At 70.2% G+C, this 19,178-nt stretch carries 15 protein-coding genes, 2 tRNA genes and 1 pseudogene; 14 read left to right on the plus strand and 4 right to left on the minus strand.

From position 1 onward, the window contains the following. The 5 genes from infB to DDF62_RS10900 all read left to right on the plus strand — a co-directional run. Positions 1-2,664, plus strand: a 2,664-nt coding sequence (gene infB, locus DDF62_RS10880) for a translation initiation factor IF-2 (protein ID WP_116489138.1), incomplete at its 5' end; no start/stop codon positions are given. A 165-nt stretch (positions 2,665-2,829) separates the two neighbouring features. Then, positions 2,830-3,948, plus strand: a complete 1,119-nt coding sequence (locus DDF62_RS10885) for a hypothetical protein (RefSeq protein WP_116489139.1) — start codon at positions 2,830-2,832, stop codon at positions 3,946-3,948. A 54-nt stretch (positions 3,949-4,002) separates the two neighbouring features. Further along, a complete protein-coding gene (locus DDF62_RS10890; RefSeq protein WP_116489140.1) occupies positions 4,003-4,515 on the plus strand; it encodes a DUF2939 domain-containing protein in 513 nt (170 codons plus the stop codon). Next, positions 4,512-5,072: a hypothetical protein gene (locus DDF62_RS10895; protein WP_116489141.1), complete on the plus strand. Its 561-nt coding sequence runs from the start codon at positions 4,512-4,514 to the stop codon at positions 5,070-5,072. The genes DDF62_RS10890 and DDF62_RS10895 overlap by 4 nt, the downstream gene beginning before the upstream one ends. Before the next feature lie 269 nt (positions 5,073-5,341). After that, on the plus strand, positions 5,342-6,574 hold the full coding sequence (locus tag DDF62_RS10900; RefSeq protein ID WP_116489142.1) for an aminotransferase-like domain-containing protein: 1,233 nt from the start codon (positions 5,342-5,344) through the stop codon (positions 6,572-6,574). A gap of 180 nt (positions 6,575-6,754) precedes the next feature. Here the strand turns inward: DDF62_RS10900 and DDF62_RS10905 are convergent. From DDF62_RS10905 to DDF62_RS10915, 3 genes are all read right to left on the minus strand, one after another. Beyond that, positions 6,755-6,830: transfer RNA gene (locus DDF62_RS10905), tRNA-Ala, on the minus strand. Positions 6,831-7,009: 179 nt separating this feature from the next. Next, positions 7,010-7,085: transfer RNA gene (locus DDF62_RS10910), tRNA-Ala, on the minus strand. Between the two features lie 210 nt (positions 7,086-7,295). Further along, a complete protein-coding gene (locus tag DDF62_RS10915) occupies positions 7,296-7,766 on the minus strand; it encodes a TIGR02300 family protein (protein ID WP_116489143.1) in 471 nt (156 codons plus the stop codon). 117 nt (positions 7,767-7,883) lie between these two features. Between DDF62_RS10915 and aroA the strand changes: the two genes are divergently transcribed. From aroA to mscL, 6 genes and pseudogenes are all read left to right on the plus strand, one after another. Next, positions 7,884-9,212, plus strand: coding sequence for a 3-phosphoshikimate 1-carboxyvinyltransferase (aroA, locus tag DDF62_RS10920; protein ID WP_116489144.1), 1,329 nt, complete (start codon positions 7,884-7,886; stop codon positions 9,210-9,212). 3 nt (positions 9,213-9,215) lie between these two features. Further along, positions 9,216-9,848 carry a (d)CMP kinase gene (gene cmk, locus DDF62_RS10925; protein ID WP_116489145.1) on the plus strand — a complete coding sequence of 211 codons (633 nt, stop codon included), beginning with the start codon at positions 9,216-9,218 and terminating at the stop codon, positions 9,846-9,848. Between the two features lie 150 nt (positions 9,849-9,998). After that, positions 9,999-11,708: a 30S ribosomal protein S1 gene (rpsA, locus tag DDF62_RS10930; RefSeq protein WP_116489146.1), complete on the plus strand. Its 1,710-nt coding sequence runs from the start codon at positions 9,999-10,001 to the stop codon at positions 11,706-11,708. A 141-nt stretch (positions 11,709-11,849) separates the two neighbouring features. Beyond that, complete coding sequence (locus DDF62_RS10935) at positions 11,850-13,814, plus strand: DUF3857 domain-containing protein (protein ID WP_116489147.1); 1,965 nt, start codon at positions 11,850-11,852, stop codon at positions 13,812-13,814. An 87-nt stretch (positions 13,815-13,901) separates the two neighbouring features. Next, positions 13,902-14,183, plus strand: a complete 282-nt coding sequence (locus tag DDF62_RS10940) for an integration host factor subunit beta (protein WP_058348974.1) — start codon at positions 13,902-13,904, stop codon at positions 14,181-14,183. Between the two features lie 81 nt (positions 14,184-14,264). Then, positions 14,265-14,675: pseudogene (mscL, locus tag DDF62_RS10945) on the plus strand (large-conductance mechanosensitive channel protein MscL); the annotation flags it as partial. Positions 14,676-14,942: 267 nt separating this feature from the next. Here mscL and DDF62_RS10950 read toward each other — a convergent pair. Further along, positions 14,943-15,179, minus strand: coding sequence for a DUF1674 domain-containing protein (locus tag DDF62_RS10950; protein ID WP_116489149.1), 237 nt, complete (start codon positions 15,177-15,179; stop codon positions 14,943-14,945). 190 nt (positions 15,180-15,369) lie between these two features. Here DDF62_RS10950 and DDF62_RS10955 point away from each other — a divergent pair, with 190 nt between their 5' ends. The 3 genes from DDF62_RS10955 to DDF62_RS10965 all read left to right on the plus strand — a co-directional run bounded on the left by DDF62_RS10955 (position 15,370) and on the right by DDF62_RS10965 (position 19,128). After that, positions 15,370-16,653 (plus strand): RsmB/NOP family class I SAM-dependent RNA methyltransferase, encoded by a 1,284-nt coding sequence (locus DDF62_RS10955; RefSeq protein ID WP_116489150.1) that lies wholly within the window; start codon positions 15,370-15,372, stop codon positions 16,651-16,653. Positions 16,654-16,722: 69 nt separating this feature from the next. Then, the gene (gene rpe, locus DDF62_RS10960; protein WP_058348977.1) at positions 16,723-17,382 is read left to right on the plus strand and encodes a ribulose-phosphate 3-epimerase; all 660 of its coding nucleotides are present in this window, start codon (positions 16,723-16,725) and stop codon (positions 17,380-17,382) included. A gap of 9 nt (positions 17,383-17,391) precedes the next feature. Then, positions 17,392-19,128 (plus strand): heparinase II/III family protein, encoded by a 1,737-nt coding sequence (locus DDF62_RS10965; protein WP_116489151.1) that lies wholly within the window; start codon positions 17,392-17,394, stop codon positions 19,126-19,128. Positions 19,129-19,178: the final 50 nt, after the last annotated feature.

Genomic DNA, 19,178 nt, shown 5'->3' on the forward strand with positions numbered 1-19,178 from the left:
GCTGAAGCCGCAGCCGCCAAGCCGGCTCCGGCCGCGCCGACCCCGGCCGCCGCTGCTCCGGTCGCGCCCGCGCCGACGCCGGCTCCGGCTCCGGCTCCGGCCGCACCGCGTGTCGAGGCGCCTCGCGCCGAGGCTCCGGCTCGCGCCAGCACGCCGGGCCAGACCCGCACCTATGAACCCAGCCGTGAGCGCCGTGACGACCGTCCGACGACCACGACCTACCGGCCGACGCCGGGCGGCGACCGCCCGCAAGGCGATCGTCCCCAGGGCGACCGTCCGCAAGGCGACCGTCCGTTCAACCAGCGCGCTCCGCGCCAGGACGGACCGTACAACCAGCGTGCGCCCCGTCAGGACGGTCCGTACAACCAGCGCGCTCCGCGTCCGGACGGCGACCGTCCGCGCGGCCCGCGTCCGGAAGGCGGCGCCGGCGGCGGTGGTTACCGCTCGGGCGGCGACCGCCCGCAGGGTGATCGTCCGCAAGGCGACCGTCCGCAGCAGACTGTCCGCTACTCGGCCCTGGCGCCGCGTCCGGCGCCCGGCGGCGCCCGTGGCCCTGGCGGTCCCGGCGGTCCGCGCGGTCCGCGTCCGGGCGTTCCCGCCTCGGCTCCGGCCACGCCGGAAATCCAACGCGCCACCCGCTCGGCCCCGCGGCCCGGCGGCGGCCTGACCGATCGCCGTCCGGACGAGGACGACGATCGCCGCAAGGCCAACAACGCGCCGAACAAGGCCGTGTCGCGCGCCAAGGGCGCTCCGCAGCGCCGCGAAGGCCGCCTGACCATCCAGGCCGTGGCCGGCGACGGTGAGTCCGCCGACCGCATGCGCTCGCTGGCCTCGGTTCGCCGGGCCCGCGAACGCGAGAAGGAAAAGCGCCGTGGCGGCGCGGTCGAGCAGGCGCGCGTCGCCCGCGAGGTTGTGATCCCCGACGTCATCACCGTGCAGGAACTGTCCAACCGGATGGCCGTGCGCGGCGTCGAGATCATCAAGTTCCTGATGCGTCAGGGCGTGATGCTGAAGATCAACGACGTCATCGACAACGACACCGCCGAGCTGGTGGCGACCGAATTCGGTCACACCGTGCGCCGCGTGTCGGAAGCCGACGTCGAAGAAGGCTTCATCGGCGCCGAGGACCTCGACGATCACCTGGAGGCTCGTCCTCCGGTCGTGACGATCATGGGTCACGTCGACCACGGCAAGACCAGCCTGCTGGACGCCCTGCGTTCGACCGACGTCGCCGCCGGCGAACACGGCGGCATCACCCAGCATATCGGCGCCTATCAGGTTCGCCTGAAGGACGGCCAGCGCGTCACGTTCCTCGACACCCCGGGTCACGCCGCCTTCTCGGCGATGCGCGCCCGCGGCGCCAACATCACCGACATCGTCGTGCTGGTGGTGGCCGGCGACGACGGCGTGATGCCGCAGACGATCGAGGCCATCAAGCACGCCAAGGCGGCCGAAGTGCCGATCATCGTGGCCGTCAACAAGATGGACAAGCCGGGCTCGGATCCGACCCGCGTGGTCAACGAGCTGCTGCAGCACGAGATCGTCGTCGAGAGCCTGGGTGGCGACACCCAGATCATCGAGGTCTCGGCCAAGGCCCGCACCGGCCTGGACGACCTGCTCGACGCCATCCTGCTGCAGGCCGAAGTGCTCGACCTGAAGGCCAACCCCGACCGCACCGCCGACGGCGTGGTGATCGAGGCCAAGCTGGACAAGGGTCGCGGCGCCGTCTCGACCGTCCTGGTCAACCGCGGCACGCTCAAGCGCGGCGACATCGTCGTCGCCGGCGCCCAGTTCGGCCGGGTTCGCGCCCTGCTGAACGAGCGCAACGAGCAGCTGACCGAAGCCGGTCCGGCCACTCCGGTCGAGATCCTGGGCCTCGACGGCGTTCCCTCGCCGGGCGAAGCCTTCGCCGTGGTCGAGAACGAAGCCCGCGCCCGCGAGCTGACCGAGTACCGCATCCGCCTGAAGCGCGAGAAGTCGCTGGCCCCGGTGGGCGCCGGCGCTTCGATGGCCGACATGATGGCCAAGCTGCAGGACAAGAAGCTGAAAGAGCTTCCGCTGATCATCAAGGCCGACGTGCAAGGTTCGGCCGAGGCGATCATCGGTTCGCTGGACAAGATGGCCACCGACGAGGTCCGCGCGCGGATCATCCTGTCGGGCGCCGGCGCGATCAGCGAAAGCGACGTCATGCTGGCCAAGGGCGCCGGCGCGCCGGTCATCGGCTTCAACGTCCGGGCCTCGGCCCAGGCGCGGGCCCTGGCCGAACGCGAAGGTGTCGAGATCCGCTACTACGCGATCATCTACGACCTGCTGGACGACATCAAAGGCGTGCTCTCGGGCATGCTGGCCCCGATCCAGCGCGAAACCTTCCTTGGCAACGCCGAAGTCCTGCAGGCCTTCGACATCACCAAGATCGGCAAGGTCGCCGGCTGTAAGGTCACCGAAGGCGTGGTCCGCAAGGGCGCGAAGGTCCGGATCATCCGTCAGGACATCGTCGTGCTCGAACTGGGCACCCTGCAGACGCTCAAGCGCTTCAAGGACGAGGTCAACGAAGTCCCCGTCGGTCAGGAGTGCGGCATGATGTTCGCGGGCTTCCAGGACATCAAGGTCGGCGACACCATCGAGTGCTTCACCGTCGAGGAGATCAAGCGCCAGCTCGATTAAGGGCCGGCGACTTCGGTCACCGAAATGCGAAGGGCGCGGATCGAAAGGTCCGCGCCCTTTTCACATGCGCGCTCCCCAAAATGAGTCCCCGATGGATGGACGCCCGCCCGCGCCGCCCTAGGTTGTCGCCGACGGCGCGGTCGCGCGCCCCCGGGGGATCCATCCATGGCCGAGGCGCCGCTGCTCTACGTCATCCTGTCGGCCGCCAGCCGCGACTGGCCCACGCCCTGGGCGCTGACCGCGGCGGGGTCGGACGGCCTGGGGGCGGAGGCCCATTGGGACACGATGGACTGCCGCGTCGGGATCGCGCCGGCCGGCTACGGCGACAACCAGCTGTGGCGACGGACCGGCAAGGACGGGCGGTTCCGGCTGGAGGCCGTCGCGCTGAGCCATCCCGGCGGCGGCGTGGGCGGAGGCCTCCACTTCACCGAGGTGCAGGGCCGGGCGCCGGTGCGCGTGGTGATGTTCGACGAGAACGACAGGGGTTTCGACTGGAACCTAGATCCTCACCTGGAGACCACCCCGATCGTCGCGAGGCCGGGGGACCAACTGCTCGAGATTTCCGGCAACGGTCCCTATGACGCGCGCAGCCAGGTGCGGGTCTACGAATACGACCGTCACAACCGCGCCCACCAGGAGTGGCGGTTCACGCCCTATCGGCCCAGCTTCGGCCACCCGCGCATCGCCTATCGCCAGCGGTCCCTGGCGGCGGGCGGGGACCTGCGCGGCACGGTCCATACCCTGGACAACCGGGGCTCTCGCGGCCCCCGCGTCTTTACCGTCGAACTGGCGGGGTCGGGCGTGTCGCAGCATCGCTGGCGCGCGGCGGCCGGATCGCATTCGGCCCTGGTGCGCCTGGCCGCCCTGGGGGGGAGCATCGGCGTCGACAAGATCGCCAGCTTCCGGCGCGAGCGCCTGCAGGCGGGCTCGGGGCTGGAGCCGAAATGGGTCGCCGCGCCGTCGGGGCTGGTCCTGGGCGCCGACACCAGCGCCGCCGTGACCGTCCGGGGCCAGCTCAGCCTGGAGATCGAGGTGCCCAACGACACCCGGCTGGAGGTATCGCTCGAAGCCCTGTCGGCGACGTTCAAGGCCGATTGGCGCGCCGCGATCGATCGCCTGACGCCCGAGCGCGCGACCGCGGCGACCTACGACATCGAAGGCGGCTACGAGGTCTCCGGGGTCTATGACTTCGCCCTGCGGGTTGAGGAGCCACTGGTCGGCGGCAGGAACCGGCGCGTGCGCAACATCGCCGACCGCGAGGAGGTGACGCTCAGCCGGGGCTGACGGCCAGGTCATAGGGGACTGGAATTCGCCGGAATTGAGCGCTAGCCGTTGTCCATGCGCATTCGAGCCCTTCTCGCCCTGACCGCGGTCGCCGCCTCCCTGAGCGCCTGCGCCACCGCCGATCGCTACGACGCCGCCGGCGACGTGCACGCCCTGCTGACGTCGATCCGCAACAACGACCGGGCGACCTTCGACAGCCTGGTCGACCACCGGGCCCTGACCGGCGCGGTCGAGGCCCGCCTGGTCGACGAAGCCCGCCGCTCGGGCCTGAAGGGCGGCTGGCAGGCGGCGATGATCGCCTTGGCCGGCCCGGCCGCCGACGTCGCCGGCGCGGCCCTGATCCGCCCCGAGGTGTTCCGCGCCGCGGCCAACTACTACGGCTACACGCCCGACAAGCCGATCCCGGGCCGCATCGCCATCGCCTCGGCCCTGCGGCCCACCGGCGACGGCCGCGTCTGCGCCGCCAAGAAGGACGGCCCCTGCATGCTGACCTTCACTCGCGAGGGTGGAAGCTGGCGGCTGTCGGGCTTCGACGCCCAGGCCGTGAACCTGCAGCTCAAGCGATGAAGCCTGGACTGCCCCTGTTGCTCGCCGCCACGGCGCTGCTGAGCGCCCTGGCGGGCCCGGCCGCGGCCGAACGGCGGATGTTCTCCTACGACCCGATCTCGCCCGACGCCCGGCGGCTGACGGGGGCGGGGGTGACGGTGCTGTTCGAGCAGGGCCTGCTGGGCGCCCGGCCGATCAAGGTGCTGGCCACCGGCGTGCCGGCCCAGGCCCTGCTGCGCAAGGGCAGCCAGAAGGACCTGGGCAAGGGCGGCCTGGCCTCCATGTCGGGGGTCGACGCCGACGCGGCTCTCTACGAGGTCGATGCAACGGCCGAGCAGGGCAAGATCTATGTTCGCGCCTTCTGCCCGGGCTCCAAGCGCCTGTGGCTGAGCTTCAGCCGCATCGCCCTGCGCCACGACCTGCGCATCCAGGCCTTTGGCGACGATCCCAAGGCCCCGGGCCAGGCCCGGCTGTGCGGCACGCTGGACTTCTCCTATCGCGGGGAGTGGCGCCTGCCCACCGACGGCCCGCCCGACCCGAACGAGGACTGGACCGACAGCCTCAACGGCCCGCGCTGAGGCCTGCTGCCGGCCTCTTCAGGAAAAGCCGGGTTTCCTTACACGGCCGGCGCCGCTAGGGTCGCGCCCATGATCGCGAGCGAACGCGGGACCCGGCGCTTCCAGCGCCGCCGCTCCCTGGGCACGAACGGACTCGTACGCAGCGCCTGACCGCTAGGGATCAGGCGTGGCGCTCATCTGCGCCCAGGCGACGGACGGCCAGGCCGCCGTCGAACTCAGAAGACCGGCGGCCACGGCCGCCGCACGACAGTCTCGACGAAGAAGACCTCATGACCATCGACACCCAAGACTTGGCCCCGCAAGACTGGGCCGCGCGCTTCTCCGCGCGCATGGCCGGCATCCGCGCCAGCGAGATCCGCGAACTGCTGAAGCTGCTCGAGCAGCCCGACATCCTGTCCTTCGCCGGCGGCATCCCCGACCCGGCCCTGTTCCCGGCCGGACCGATCCGCCAGGCCTATGCCGAGATCCTGGGCGACGGCGCCCAGGCCGCCCAGGCCCTGCAATACACCGTCAGCGAGGGGCACGGGCCGCTGCGCCGCTGGATCGCCGAGCGCATGACCCGCGACGGCATGCCGTGCGAGCCCGGGAACGTGCTGCTGACCGCCGGCTCGCAGCAGGCGCTCGACCTGCTGGGCAAGCTGTTCCTGGACCCCGGCGCCCCGGTCATGGTGGCCCGGCCGACCTATCTGGGCGCGCTGCAGGCCTTCAACGCCTACCAGCCGGCCTATCTCGACCTGCCCGACGGCGCCCTGGCCGGTGATCCGGCCGCCCAGAAGGCCGTGGAGGCCCGCAAGCCCCGCCTGGGCTACTTCGTGCCCGACTTCGCCAATCCCACCGGCGTCAGCCTCACCCTGGCCGAGCGCGAGGCCCTGCTGGACCTGGCCGACGCCGTAGACTTCCCGCTGGTCGAGGACGGCGCCTATCGCGAGCTGCGCTTCGGCGGCGAGGCCATCCCCTCGCTGCTGGCGCTGGACATCGCCCGCAAGGGTTCGATCGAGGCGGCGCGCACCCTGTTCTGCGGCACGCTGTCCAAGACCCTGTCGCCGGCCCTGCGGATCGGCTGGATCTGCGGCCCGAAGGCGGCGATCGAGAAGCTCGTGCTGCTCAAGCAGGGCGGCGACCTGCATGTCTCGACCATCAACCAGATGGTCGCCCACCGCGTGGTCTCCGAGGGCTACGACCAGCACCTGGGCAACCTGCGGGCCGTCTATGGCGGCCAGGCCCGGGCGATGCTGGCGGCGCTGGAGCGGCATATGCCCGCCGGCGTCTCCTGGATCTCGCCCGAGGGCGGCATGTTCGTGTGGTTGACCCTGCCGGAGGGAATCGACGGCAAGGCCCTGCTGGAGCGCGCCCTGGTCGAGGCCCGCGTCGCCTTCGTGCCCGGCGCCCCGTTCTTCGCCGAGTCGCCCGCCGCCAACACCCTGCGCCTCAGCTACTCCCTGCTGCCCCCCGAGCAGATCGAGGAGGGCGTGCGCCGGCTGGCCGGGTTGATCGGGGAATAGCGATCCTCCCCCTGAAGGGGGAGGTGGCCCAGAGGGCCGGAGGGGGAAGTTTCTGCTGCTGTGGAGGCGGTTGCTGGCTCACGAGCCACATCCCCCTCCGTCGGCTTCGTCGACACCTCCCCCTGAAGGGGGAGGGTCCAGACATGGAAACGGCCGCTCCCTTTAGGGAAGCGGCCGTTTTGGTGGAGCTAAGCGGAGTCGAACCGCTGACCTCTTGAATGCCATTCAAGCGCTCTACCAGCTGAGCTATAGCCCCGAGGCCCCTCGTAAACGAGAGCCTTGGTTTCCCCGGATGGTCGCCCGGGGAGGCGCGGAAACTATGTCGAGGTTTTTCCGGGATCAAGCCCCTCCGTCAGGCAGGGAGCAAGTTTTCCGGCAAGTCTTCGACGAGTTCCAAAATGGAAACGGCCGCTCCCTTTAGGGAAGCGGCCGTCTTGGTGGAGCTAAGCGGAGTCGAACCGCTGACCTCTTGAATGCCATTCAAGCGCTCTACCAGCTGAGCTATAGCCCCAAGGCTCTCTAGGAAATCACTAAGACTTCCTGTCGAATTCCTTAGTCTCTCCGGCGGTTCCGAGTGGCTGTCCCCCGAAGAGGCGCGGAACCTATGCCGAGGTGTTTCCGGGATCAAGCCCCTCGACGCACTTTTTTTCGGGGTGCGACGAAACGCTGTGGAGAACCCGAAAGGCCGGGGTCGGATCGCTCCGACCCCGGCGCATTCGTCTTACCGGTCGTCGTCCTCTTCGCCCGGCAGGCCTTCGATCTCGTCACCGAGATCGTCCTCGTCCTCGTCCTCGAGGAAGGGCACGTCGTCGGTGTCTTCGTCGGCCAGGTCCTCGTCCTCGGCGAAGTCGACGCCCAGGTCGTCACCGCCCGGCGCCGGTTCGGAGGTCGGGTCGCCGTCCTCGTCATCGGTCTCGACGACGTCGGCCTCGGCGGCCTCGTCGATTTCCGGGGTCTCGTCGACCTCGTCCTCGTAGCCGTCCTGCTCCTTGGGAGCGGGGGCTTCCTTTTCGTCCTCGGCGTCGTAGTCCGGCGTAATGGCGCGGGCGCGCACGCGGCGGGACTTCAGCGCCTCCTCCGGGTCGAACTGTTCGCCGCACTTGGGGCAAACGGCCGGACGACGGTTGAGGTCGTAGAACTTCGACTGGCAGTTGGGGCAGATTTGTTTTGCGCCCAAGTCGGGATTAGCCAAGGCGGCGACCCTTTGATCCTGATGGGAAAAGCGGCGGCTGACTTGCCATGACGGGAGGCCGCTGTCAAAAGCAAACCCCTTCGCGAAACACCTATGTTGCAAGGAGCCGGTTTCGGCATGACCACGGCTGGATTGAAGAGCGCCCCGGGCGGGAGCCTTCGCGGTACGGTTCGGGCGCCTGGCGACAAGTCCATTTCGCACCGTTCGATGATCCTGGGCGCGCTTGCGAGCGGCACCACCACCATCGAGGGGCTGCTGGAAGGCGACGACGTCCTGGCGACCGCGCGGGCCATGCAGGCCTTCGGCGCGCGCGTCGAAAAGGAAGGCGTCGGCCGCTGGCGCGTCGAGGGCAAGGGCGGCTTCTCCGAACCTTCGGACGTCATCGACTGCGGCAACGCCGGCACCGGCGTGCGCCTGATCATGGGCGCGGCGGCGGGTTTCGCCATGTGCGCCACCTTCACCGGCGACGCCAGCCTGCGCGGCCGTCCGATGGGCCGCGTGCTCGATCCGCTGGCCCGCATGGGCGCCACCTGGTACGGCCGTGACAAGGGCCGCCTGCCGCTGACCCTGAAGGGCGGCAGCCTGCGCGGCCTCGTCTACACCCTGCCCATGGCCTCGGCCCAGGTGAAGTCGGCCGTGCTGCTGGCCGGCCTGCACGCCGAGGGCGGCGTCGAGGTGATCGAGCCGGAAGCCACCCGCGACCACACCGAGCGCATGCTCCGCGCCTTCGGGGCCGAGGTGCTGGTCGAGGACAAGAACGGCGTGCGCCACGTGCGCCTGCCGGAAGGCCAGAAGCTGAAGGGCACGCACGTGCAGGTGCCGGGCGATCCGTCGTCGGCCGCCTTCCCGCTGGTCGCGGCCCTGATCGTCCCCGGCTCGGAAGTGACGGTCGAGGGCGTGATGCTCAATGTGCTGCGCACCGGCCTCTTCACGACCTTGCAGGAAATGGGCGCGGACCTGACCATCTCGAACGTTCGGGTCGAGAGCGGTGAAGAGGTCGGCGACATCACCGCCCGCCATTCGCAGTTGAAGGGCGTCGTCGTGCCGCCCGAGCGTGCGCCGGCGATGATCGACGAATATCCGATCCTGGCCGTCGCGGCCGCCTTCGCCGACGGTCCGACCGTCATGCGCGGCATCGGCGAGATGCGGGTCAAGGAAAGCGACCGGATCGCCCTGACGGCGGCGGGCCTGACGGCCTGCGGCGTCACGGTCGAGGAAGAGCCCGAGGGCATGACCGTGGTCGGCACGCAGGGCGGCAACCATCCGGTGCGCGGCGGCGGCAAGGTGATCACCCACGGCGATCACCGCATCGCCATGAGCCACCTGATCCTGGGCCTGGCCGCCGAGGAGCCGGTCGAGATCGACGAGCCGGGCATGATCGCCACCAGCTTCCCCGGCTTCGTGTCGCTGATGACGGGCCTGGGCGGCTCGATCGCCGAGGCCTGATCCATGGGTTTCGTGATCGCCGTCGACGGCCCGGCCGCCTCGGGCAAGGGCACCATCGCCTCGCGCCTGGCGGCTCATTACGGCCTGCCGATGCTGGACACCGGCTTGCTCTACCGGGCCGTGGGCGTGCGCCTGCTGGACGCCGGCGGGGACCTGGACGACGCGGCCGCGGCCGAGGCCTCGGCCCGGGGCCTCGACCTGTCGGAACTGGAAAAGCCGGAGGTGCGCACCCGCGCCGCCGGCGAGGCGGCCAGCCGCGTGGCCGTGCATCCGGGCGTGCGTTCGGCCCTGTTCGACCTGCAGCGCGCCTTCGCCAGCCAGCAGGGCGGCGCGGTGCTCGACGGGCGCGACATCGGCACGGTCATCGCCCCCGAGGCGCCGGCCAAGCTCTATGTCACCGCCAGCGCCGAGGTTCGGGCCGATCGTCGCTGGAAGCAACTGACCGGGCAGGGCGAGAGCGTCACCTTCGACGAGATCCTGGCCGATATCCGCAAACGTGACGAGCGCGACGGCGGCCGCAAGGACGCGCCCATGGCCCAGGCTGTGGACGCTATCTTGCTTGATACGTCGGAAATGACTATATCCCAGGCCTTCGATGCGGCTCTCCGCATCGTCGAGACGGCGCGCGCCCGGTGAGGAAACTCCAAGGGCTAATCTAACGCCCGCCTCGCCGCCGCTTTGGAAGCGCCGGATCGCATCAAAATCCACTTCACCCGGAATCCCGAGAACCGTCACCCGACGGCGCTCATCGCAGGGCTTCCCACAACCCAGAGATCTTAGATCAGCATGGCTGACGATATGAGCTTCAACCCCACGCGCGACGATTTCGAAGCGCTCCTCAACGACTCCATGGGCGGCCGCGACTTCGCGGAAGGCTCCGTGGTCAAGGGCAAGGTCGTTGGGATCGAGAAGGACTTCGCGATCATCGACGTCGGTCTGAAGACCGAAGGCCGCGTCCAGCTGAAGGAATTCGGCGTCGACGAAGCCGGCAAGGCGACCATCAAGGTCGGCGACACCGTCGAAGTCTTCCTCGAGCGCCTCGAAAACGCCATGGGCGAAGCGGTGATCAGCCGCGAAAAGGCCAAGCGCGAAGAAGCCTGGACCCGCCTGGAAGGCGTCTACGCCAAGAACGAACCCGTCATGGGCGCGATCGTCGGCCGCGTGAAGGGTGGCTTCACCGTCGACCTCGGCGGCGCCTCGGCCTTCCTGCCGGGCTCGCAAGTCGACATCCGTCCGGTGCGCGACGTCGGCCCGCTGATGGGCAAGGAACAGCCCTTCGCCATCCTGAAGATGGACCGTCCGCGCGGCAACATCGTCGTCTCGCGTCGCGCCATCCTGGAAGAAGCCCGCGCCGAGCAGCGCACCGAACTGGTGTCGCAGCTGCAAGAGGGTGAAATCCGCGAAGGCGTCGTCAAGAACATCACCGACTACGGTGCGTTCGTCGACCTGGGCGGCATCGACGGCCTGCTGCACGTCACCGACATGAGCTGGAAGCGCGTCAACCACCCGAGCCAAGTGCTCGCCGTGGGCGACACCGTGAAGGTCCAGATCGTCAAGATCAACCCGGACACCCAGCGCATCTCGCTCGGCATGAAGCAGCTGCAGTCGGATCCGTGGGACGGCGTTGAAGCCAAGTACCCGGTCGGCGCCAAGTTCACCGGCCGCATCACCAACATCACCGACTACGGCGCCTTCGTGGAGCTGGAAGCCGGCGTTGAAGGCCTGGTGCACGTGTCGGAAATGTCGTGGACCAAGAAGAACGTCCACCCCGGCAAGATCGTGTCGACCTCGCAGGAAGTCGACGTCGTGGTCCTGGACGTCGATCCGTCCAAGCGCCGCGTCTCGCTGGGCCTGAAGCAAGCCCTGGCCAACCCGTGGGAAGCCTTTGTCGAGGCTCACCCGATCGGTTCGACCGTCGAAGGCGAAGTCAAGAACGCGACCGAATTCGGTCTGTTCATCGGCCTCGACAACGACATCGACGGCATGGTGCACCTGTCGGACATCGACTGGAGCGTCGCCGGCGAAGAAGCCATGGCTCGCTACAAGAAGGGCGATGTCGTCAAGGCGAAGGTTCTCGATGTCGACATCGAGAAGGAACGCATCTCGCTGGGCATCAAGCAGCTGGCTGGCGACCCGATGTCGGGCGACACCTTCCGCAAGAACCAGACCGTGACCGTCACCGTCACGGAAGTCACCTCGGGCGGCATCGAAGTCCGCTTCGGTGAAGACGACGCCCCGATGACCGCCTTCATCCGCAAGTCGGACCTGTCGCGCGATCGTCAGGAACAGCGCCCCGAGCGCTTCGCCGTGGGTGACCGCGTCGACGCTCAGATCACCAACGTGGACAAGGCTGCTCGCCGCGTCTCGCTGTCGATCAAGTCGCTGGAAATGGCAGAAGAAAAGGAAGCCATCGAGCAGTTCGGCTCGTCGGACTCCGGCGCTTCGCTGGGCGACATCCTGGGCGCCGCTCTGCGCGAGCGCGCCACGAAGGACTAAGCTTTCTCCCTCACGGGTTTAAGCTGAAGACAGGCGGCGGTCGGAGCAATCCGACCGCCGTTTTTCTTTTGCGCGTACTCTTGGCCCTGCGCCCTGGGATTGTATGGTCCCGCTTGTCTGAGTAGTTGGCAGGGGCGCCCCATGTTCAAGTCTTCCGCGCTGGTGCTTCCGGCCGCCGCCATGGCCGCCATGTGGGCGGGCCACGCCGCCGCGGCCGACAAGCCGGTCTACGCCGCGCCCGCCGCCTGGGTGGACGTCGCGGCCATTCCCGCCCTCCAGCCCGGACCCGAGACCCCCGCCACCCAGGTGCTGCTCGACGACAGCCAGACCCGGCTCGAGCGCACGGGCGGGACCTTCTACAACCGCCGCGTCGTCCGCATCGTGAAGACCGAGGGCCTGTCGGGCTCCGGCTCGCGCGCGGTGTCGTGGAACCCGACCGCCGAGACGGTCACCCTGCACACCCTGGCCATCCGCCGCGGCGACCAGGTCATCGACCTGTTGCAGGGCGGCAAGGACGTTCTGGTCATCCGCCGCGAGACCAACCTTGAGCGCGCCATGCTCGACGGCCGCCTGACCGCCAGCGTCCAGATCAAGGACCTGCAGGTCGGCGACGTGGTCGACTGGGCCTATACCGTCCACCGCACCGAGCCGCTGCTCGACAACCGCGGCCAGACGTTCGAGCGCATGGGCTGGGGCGACAAGATCGGCCGCTACCGCGTGCGCATCGAGTGGCCGCAGGACAATCCGGTGATCTGGAAGACCACGACCGGCTTCCCGCAGCCGACGGTCGCCAAGGCGGGCGGCTTCACCCACCTGAGCGTCGACCTGACCGACGCTGAGGCCCCCAAGGCCCCGGCCGGCGCGCCGCTGCGCTTCCTGCGGGTGGGCGAGCTGCAGGCCTCGACCTATGCCGACTGGGCCGAGATCTCCCGGCGCATGTACCCGCTCTACGACAAGGCCGCGCAGCTGGCGCCGGATTCGCCGGTGCGGGCCGAGATCGCCCGCATCGCCGCCCTGACCAAGGATCCCAAGGCGCGCGCCTTCGCCGCCCTGCAACTGGTCGAGGACAAGACCCGCTACCTGGCGCTCAGCATGGGCGACGGCGGCTATCGTCCCGCGCCGGCCGACGAGACCTGGGCGCGGCGCTTCGGCGACTGCAAGGGCAAGACGGTGCTGCTGCTGGCCCTGCTGCGCGGCCTGGGCGTCGAGGCCGAGCCGGCCATCGTCTCGACCACCAGCGGCGACGGCATGGACGAGCGGGTCGCCGCCGCCGGCCAGTTCAACCACATCATCGTGCGCGCCCGCGTCGACGGAAAGAGCTACTGGCTGGACGGCACGCGTTCGGGCGACAAGGGGAGCCTCGACCAGCTGCGTCCGCCGGGCTTCCGCTGGGCCCTGCCGGTGCGCGCCAAGGGGGCGGGCCTGGAACCGATCGAGCAGCCGCCGCTGAGCCAGGCCCTGACCGAGACCAGGCTGCACATCGACGCCTCGGCCGGCCTCGACAAGCCCGCGTCGGTGCGGGTCGAGATGCTGATGCGCGGCGACGCGGCCCGGGCCTTCAGCCGTTCGCTGGAAACCGCGCCCAAGGCCGACGTCGAGCGGGCCCTCAAGCAGAGCATTTCCAAGACCTCCAGCTGGATCACGCTGGAGACCGTCGACTGGAAGAAGGCCGAGGATGGCGAGCTGAAGGTCGTGATGAGCGGGACCGGCACGCCGGAGTGGCGGCTGAACGACGACCTTGGCGTGCGCGAACTGAAGCTGGGCGGGGGCGAGGGCCGCGGAACGACCTTCCCGCGTCGCGAGCCGGGCCCCAACGCCGACGCGCCCTTCGTCCTGCGCTACCCGTCCTACGCCCGGACGACGATGGAGGTGGTGCTGCCGGGCAAGGGCGAGGGCTTCACCGTCAAGGGCGTCAACGGCGAGGACGCCGCCACCGGCTACCGCGTGACCAAGTCGGCCAAGGTGACCGACGGCGTCGCCCGCTTCGAGACGGTCAGCCGCAGTGAAGCGCGCGAGCTGCCGTTCGCCCAGGTCGAGGCCGCCAACGCCGCCATTCGCAAGGCCGCCTACGACGTGGAGATCGTCAGGGCGCCGAAGGGTCTTTGAGGGACGGCCCGCAACCTTTTCCTTGAAGATTGCGGCCTGCTTGGGCAAAGGTCGCGGCGCGCCGCTCCCTCGGCGCAGGGGATACCGATGATCAAGTCCGAACTCATCGCCAGGCTCGCGAACGAAAACCCGCACCTGACGCAGAAGGACGTCGAGCGCGTGGTCGGCGTCATCCTCGAACGGATGATCAACGCGCTCGAGGCCGGTGGTCGCGTCGAACTGCGCGGCTTCGGGGCCCTGTCGGTGCGCTCGCGTCCTGCTCGCGCCGGTCGCAATCCGCGCACGGGGGAAACCGTCGACGTCCGCGCCAAGCACGTGCCGTTCTTCAAGAGCGGCAAGGAACTGCGCGCCCGCCTGAACGCAGAGTAGTCGCCTAGCCGACTCTCTTGCCCCTGGAAGCGAACCGGCTCAGCCTTTCGGCGTTCCGGTTAGCCACGAGGGGTTTAGCGCATGAGCATCGTCAAGGAATTCCGCGAGTTCATCGCCCGCGGCAACGTCATCGACCTGGCCGTCGGCGTCATCATCGGCGCGGCCTTCAACGGCATCGTCAAGAGCCTGGTCGATCAGGTGATCATGCCGCCGATCGGCCTGCTGACCGGCGGCCTCGACTTCTCCAAGCTGGAATGGGTGCTGCGGGTCGAGGATCCGGCCACCGAGGCGATCGAGAAGGTCGCGATCCAGTACGGCGCCTTCATCAACACCCTGATCCAGTTCTTCATCGTCGCGGCCGTGGTGTTCCTGCTGGTCAAGCTGGTCAACCAGATCCGCCGCGCCGACGCCGCCGAACCGGCCCCCGAGGCGCCAGCCGCCCCGACGCCGGAAGAAAAGCTGCTGACCGAGATCCGCGACCTGCTGGCCAAGCCGGCCGTGGCCGCGGTTGTACCGGCCGCTGAAAAGCCCGCGCCGGCGCCGAAGGCTGCTGCGGCCCCCAAGGCTCCGGCCAAGAAGCCGGCCGCGCCGCGCAAGCCGAAGGCCTGAGCACGGAACCTCCCCTTATGGGGGAGGCGGCCGAAGGCCGGTGGGGGGAAGTTCTCAGCCGCCGCTGCGTTGGCAGGCTCGGCAGTTACGCCCCCCCACCGATCGCTTCGCGATCACCTCCCCCACAGGGGGAGGTTCCTGAGCGTCGGCTCAGAAATCCACCGCCACGCCCTTGCGCTCCCAGTCGCCGAAGCGGGTGGGCTCGGGGCCGTCGCGGCCGCCCTTCTCGGCGGGCAGGGCGGCGGCCGCCTCGGCCTCGCGGCGGGCGGCGGCCTCTTCCAGGGCTCGGCGGGCGGCGGGGCTCAGATCCTTGCCGGGCGCGGCGCCCAGGCGGGCCAGTTCAGGGTCCTGAACCTCGGAAAACGGGGAAGAAAGATCGTCGGACATGGTGTTTCATAGCACGCAAGCGTGGAAGGAGCATCCGGAGCGCGTCAGGCGAAAGTGTGGGCGGTTTCGTCGCCTGACGCGCTCCAACTCCCGAAAAATAGAGCCTTTTTGGACGCTTCAGGCGATTTCGCCTGAAGCTAAAAGGCTCTAGGGGCTTGCGCTCGCGCTCATTGCGGGGCACGGCGGGGCGGTGACTCAGGAATTGAACGACGGCCTTCCCGCACGGGAAGCGGCCCTCGCCCTACTCGACGCGGCTCTTTCGCGCCGCGGCGGCCTCGACGAGGCCGCGACGACCAACGCTTTCCGCGCCCTGGAGCCGCGTGAGCGCGCCTTCGCGCGCGCCTTGGCCATGGCCGCCCTGCGCCGTCTGGGACCCGTCGACCGGGCTCTCGCCGCCAAGCTCAGCAAGGAGCCGCCGCCGCGCGTGCGCAACCTGCTGCGCCTGGGCGCGACCCAGGCCTTCTTCCTCGACGTGCCCGCCTTCGCGGCCGTGGCCACCAGCGTCGAGCTGGCCGGCGCCAACAAGGCCAGCCGTCCGTTCAAGGGCCTGGTCAACGCGGTGCTGCGCGGGCTGCTTCGCGACGGCGCGCCGGCCGATGACCCCGCCGCGCTGGTGCCGCCGTGGCTGTTCGCCCGCTGGGTCAGCGCCTGGGGCCAGGACGACGCCCGGGCCCTGGCCGCCGTGGTGGCCGAGGAGCCGGCGACCGACCTGTCCGTCAAGCCGGGGACCGATCTGGCGCCGCTCGCCGAGGCCCTGGAGGCCGAGATCCTGCCGGGCGACACCCTGCGCACCCGTCGACGCGGCGACGTGGCCGGCTGGCCCGACTTCGAGGCCGGGAGCTGGTGGGTGCAGGACGCCGCCGCCGCCATTCCCGCGCGCCTGCTGGACGTCAAGTCCGGCGAGACCGCCGTCGACCTCTGCGCCGCCCCCGGCGGCAAGACCCTGCAGCTGGCCGCCGCCGGCGCCAGGGTGGTGGCCGTCGACCGCTCGGCCGCCCGCCTCAAGCGCGTGGGCGAGAACCTCGCCCGCATGAGCCTGGAAGCCGAGGTCGTGGCCGCCGACGCCTCGGCCTGGACCGACGAGCGCACCTTCGACGCCGTGCTGCTGGACGCCCCGTGCTCGGCCACTGGCACCTTCCGCCGCCACCCCGACGTGCTGTGGGCCGCGCGCCCTGGCGACGTGGCCAGCCTGGCGACCGTGCAGTCGGCCCTGCTGGACAGCGCCGCCCAGCGCACCGCGCCCGGCGGCCGCCTCGTCTACTGCGTCTGCTCGCTGGAGCCGGAGGAGGGCGAGGCCCAGGTCGAGGCCTTCCTCGCCCGCCACCCGGAGTTCTCGCTGGCGCCGATCGCGGCCGGCGAAGGCGGCGCGCCGGAGGCCAGCCTGACCGCCCGCGGGACCCTGCGCCTGCTGCCCCATCACCGCGAGGGCGGCCAGGACGGCTTCTTCGCGGCCCGTTTCGTGAAGGCGAAGTAGAGCGCGGGAGCCAAACCCGGCTTTCACTCGCTTGTAGCTTGAGCCTTTGACCGGTAATTCAGGGATACTATGACCGCGCCGATCATCGCCCCGTCGATCCTCGCCTCCGACTTCGCCAAGTTGGGCGCCGAAGTGGCCGCCATCGAGGCGGCCGGCGCCGACTGGGTGCATGTCGACGTCATGGACGGCCACTTCGTGCCGAACATCACGCTCGGTCCCGACATCGTCAAAGCCATCCGGCCGCACGCCAAGATCCCGTTCGACGTGCACCTGATGATCAGCCCGGCCGATCCCTATCTGGAAGCCTTCCGCGAGGCCGGCGCCGACATCATCAGCATCCACCCGGAAGCCGGCCCGCACCTGCACCGCTCGCTCAAGCGCATCCGCCAGCTGGGCGCCAAGGCCGGGGTGGTGTTCAACCCCTCGACCAGCCTCGACCACGTCGAATGGATCCTCGAGGACGTCGACCTGGTGCTGGTCATGTCGGTGAACCCCGGCTTTGGCGGCCAGAGCTTCATCCCGGGCCAGCTGCGCAAGGTGGAAGCCCTGCGCAAGCTGATCGATGCGCAAGGGTTGGACATCATCCTGGAAGTCGACGGCGGCGTGACCCCGGTCACCGCGCCGCAATGCGTCGCCGCCGGCGCCACGGCCCTGGTGGCCGGCTCGGCGGTGTTCAAGGGCGGCCCGGACGCCTACGCCGCCAACATCCGCGCGCTCAAAGGGGACTGACGCCACCGCATGAACGGCGCGCCCGCCTCGCCCTCCGCCTCCAGGCCCGCCGGGCGTCCCCTGCGGCGCGGAGTCGTGTTGTCGCGGTCGATCGCCGCTTCGGCCCGCGCGGCTGTCGAGCGTGAGTGGTTCGGCTCGCCGCCCCATCGCGCCGTGATCACCGCGCCGCGCCCCGTGGGTCTGTCGGGCCGGCCGCATGACCCCCGTCCCGTCGACGCCCAGCGCGGCCGCCAGTTGCTGGACGGCGTGCTGACCCTGCACGACGAGAGCCTGAAGGTCGGGGCCGAGGGCGACCCCTTCGACACCCCCAGCCCCTCGCGGGCCTTCGCCGTGGCGCTGCATCGCTTCGACTGGCTGCCGGGCCTGCTGGTCCATGGCCCCGAAGGCGCGCGCCGGGCCCTGCGCCTGATCCAGGACTGGCGGCGGGTGTTCGGAACCTGGAACGCCTTCTCGTGGTCGGGCGAGTGCCTGGAGCGCCGCACCTTTCACCTGGCCTGCGCCGCCAAGACCCTGTCGCCCGGCGCCTCCGACGCCGAGAGCGCCGCCCTGGCGCTGGACATCGCCCGCGGCGCCCGCCAGCTGATGAAGGCTTCGGACGCCCCCGACCGCGCCCTGGAGCGGGCGATCGTGGTCGCCGTGGCCGGCGCCGCCCTGGTGGGCAAGGCCGCCGACCGGCTGATGGCCGAGGGCCTGCGCCGCGTCGCCCGCGAGATCGACGCCATCGTCCTGGCCGATGGCGGACACGCCTCGCGTTCGCCCGAGGCGGGACTGGAGCTTTTGTTCGACCTGCTCACCCTCGACGACGCCCTGGGCCAGCGGGGCCGGCCGACGCCCGAAGGGGTCAGCCGGGCCATCGACCGGCTGTCTTCGGGCCTGCGCTTCTTCACCCTGGCCGACGGCAAGCTGGCGGCTTTCCATGGCGGCGAGACGGTCGAACCGACCCGCATCGCCGCCGCCCTGGCTCATGACGATCACGGCCCCCGGCCGCCGATGGACATGCCGCACGCCGGCTTCCAGAAGATGCAGGGCGGCGCGATCCAGGTGCTGGCCGACGCCGGCGCGCCGCCGATCGGCGCGCTCAGCCGGGCGGCCTGCGCCCAGCCGGCGGCGCTGGAGATCGTCTGCGGCAAGGACCGGCTGATCACCTCCAGCGGCTGGAGCCCCGAGGCGGCCAACGCCCAGGCCTTCCGCCTGTCCGACGCGGCCTCGACGGTGTCGGTGGGCGAGGGATCGGCCGGGCGGCCGCTGTCGGGCTTCCGGGCCGCGGCGCTCGGCCCCTGGCTGGTCGACGGCGCGACCAGCGTCGAGTCTCGCCGCCATGACGGCGAGCAGGGCGTCTGGCTCGACATCGTCCACGACGGCTGGCGACGGCTGGGCCTCAAGCACGCCCGCCGCCTGTTCCTGGATTTGGCCGCCGACGAGCTGCGCGGCGAGGACAGCCTGATCCCGATGGCCGAGGCCAAGGCCGACGGCCCGCGCCGCTATCACCCGTTCAAGATCAGCTTCCACCTGCACCCCAACGCCCGCGCCTCGCTGGCGCGCGACGGCAAGAGCGTGCTGATCAAGGGGCCGTCAAACGTCGGCTGGTGGCTGCGCAACGACGCGCCCGACGTCGCCGTCCTGGCCGCCCCGCACTTCGACCATGGCCACGCCCGCCAGGCCGGGGTGATCGTGCTGAAAAGCCAGGTCCGCGCCGAGAAGGGCGCCAAGATCCGCTGGAAGCTGGCGAGAGCGGCGGATCACTAGAAATCCCCCTCTCCCAGAGGGAGAGGGCGGGGCCCAGGCGTAGCCTGGGA

This window comes from Caulobacter radicis (assembly GCF_003094615.1).
Lineage (GTDB): Bacteria > Pseudomonadota > Alphaproteobacteria > Caulobacterales > Caulobacteraceae > Caulobacter > Caulobacter radicis.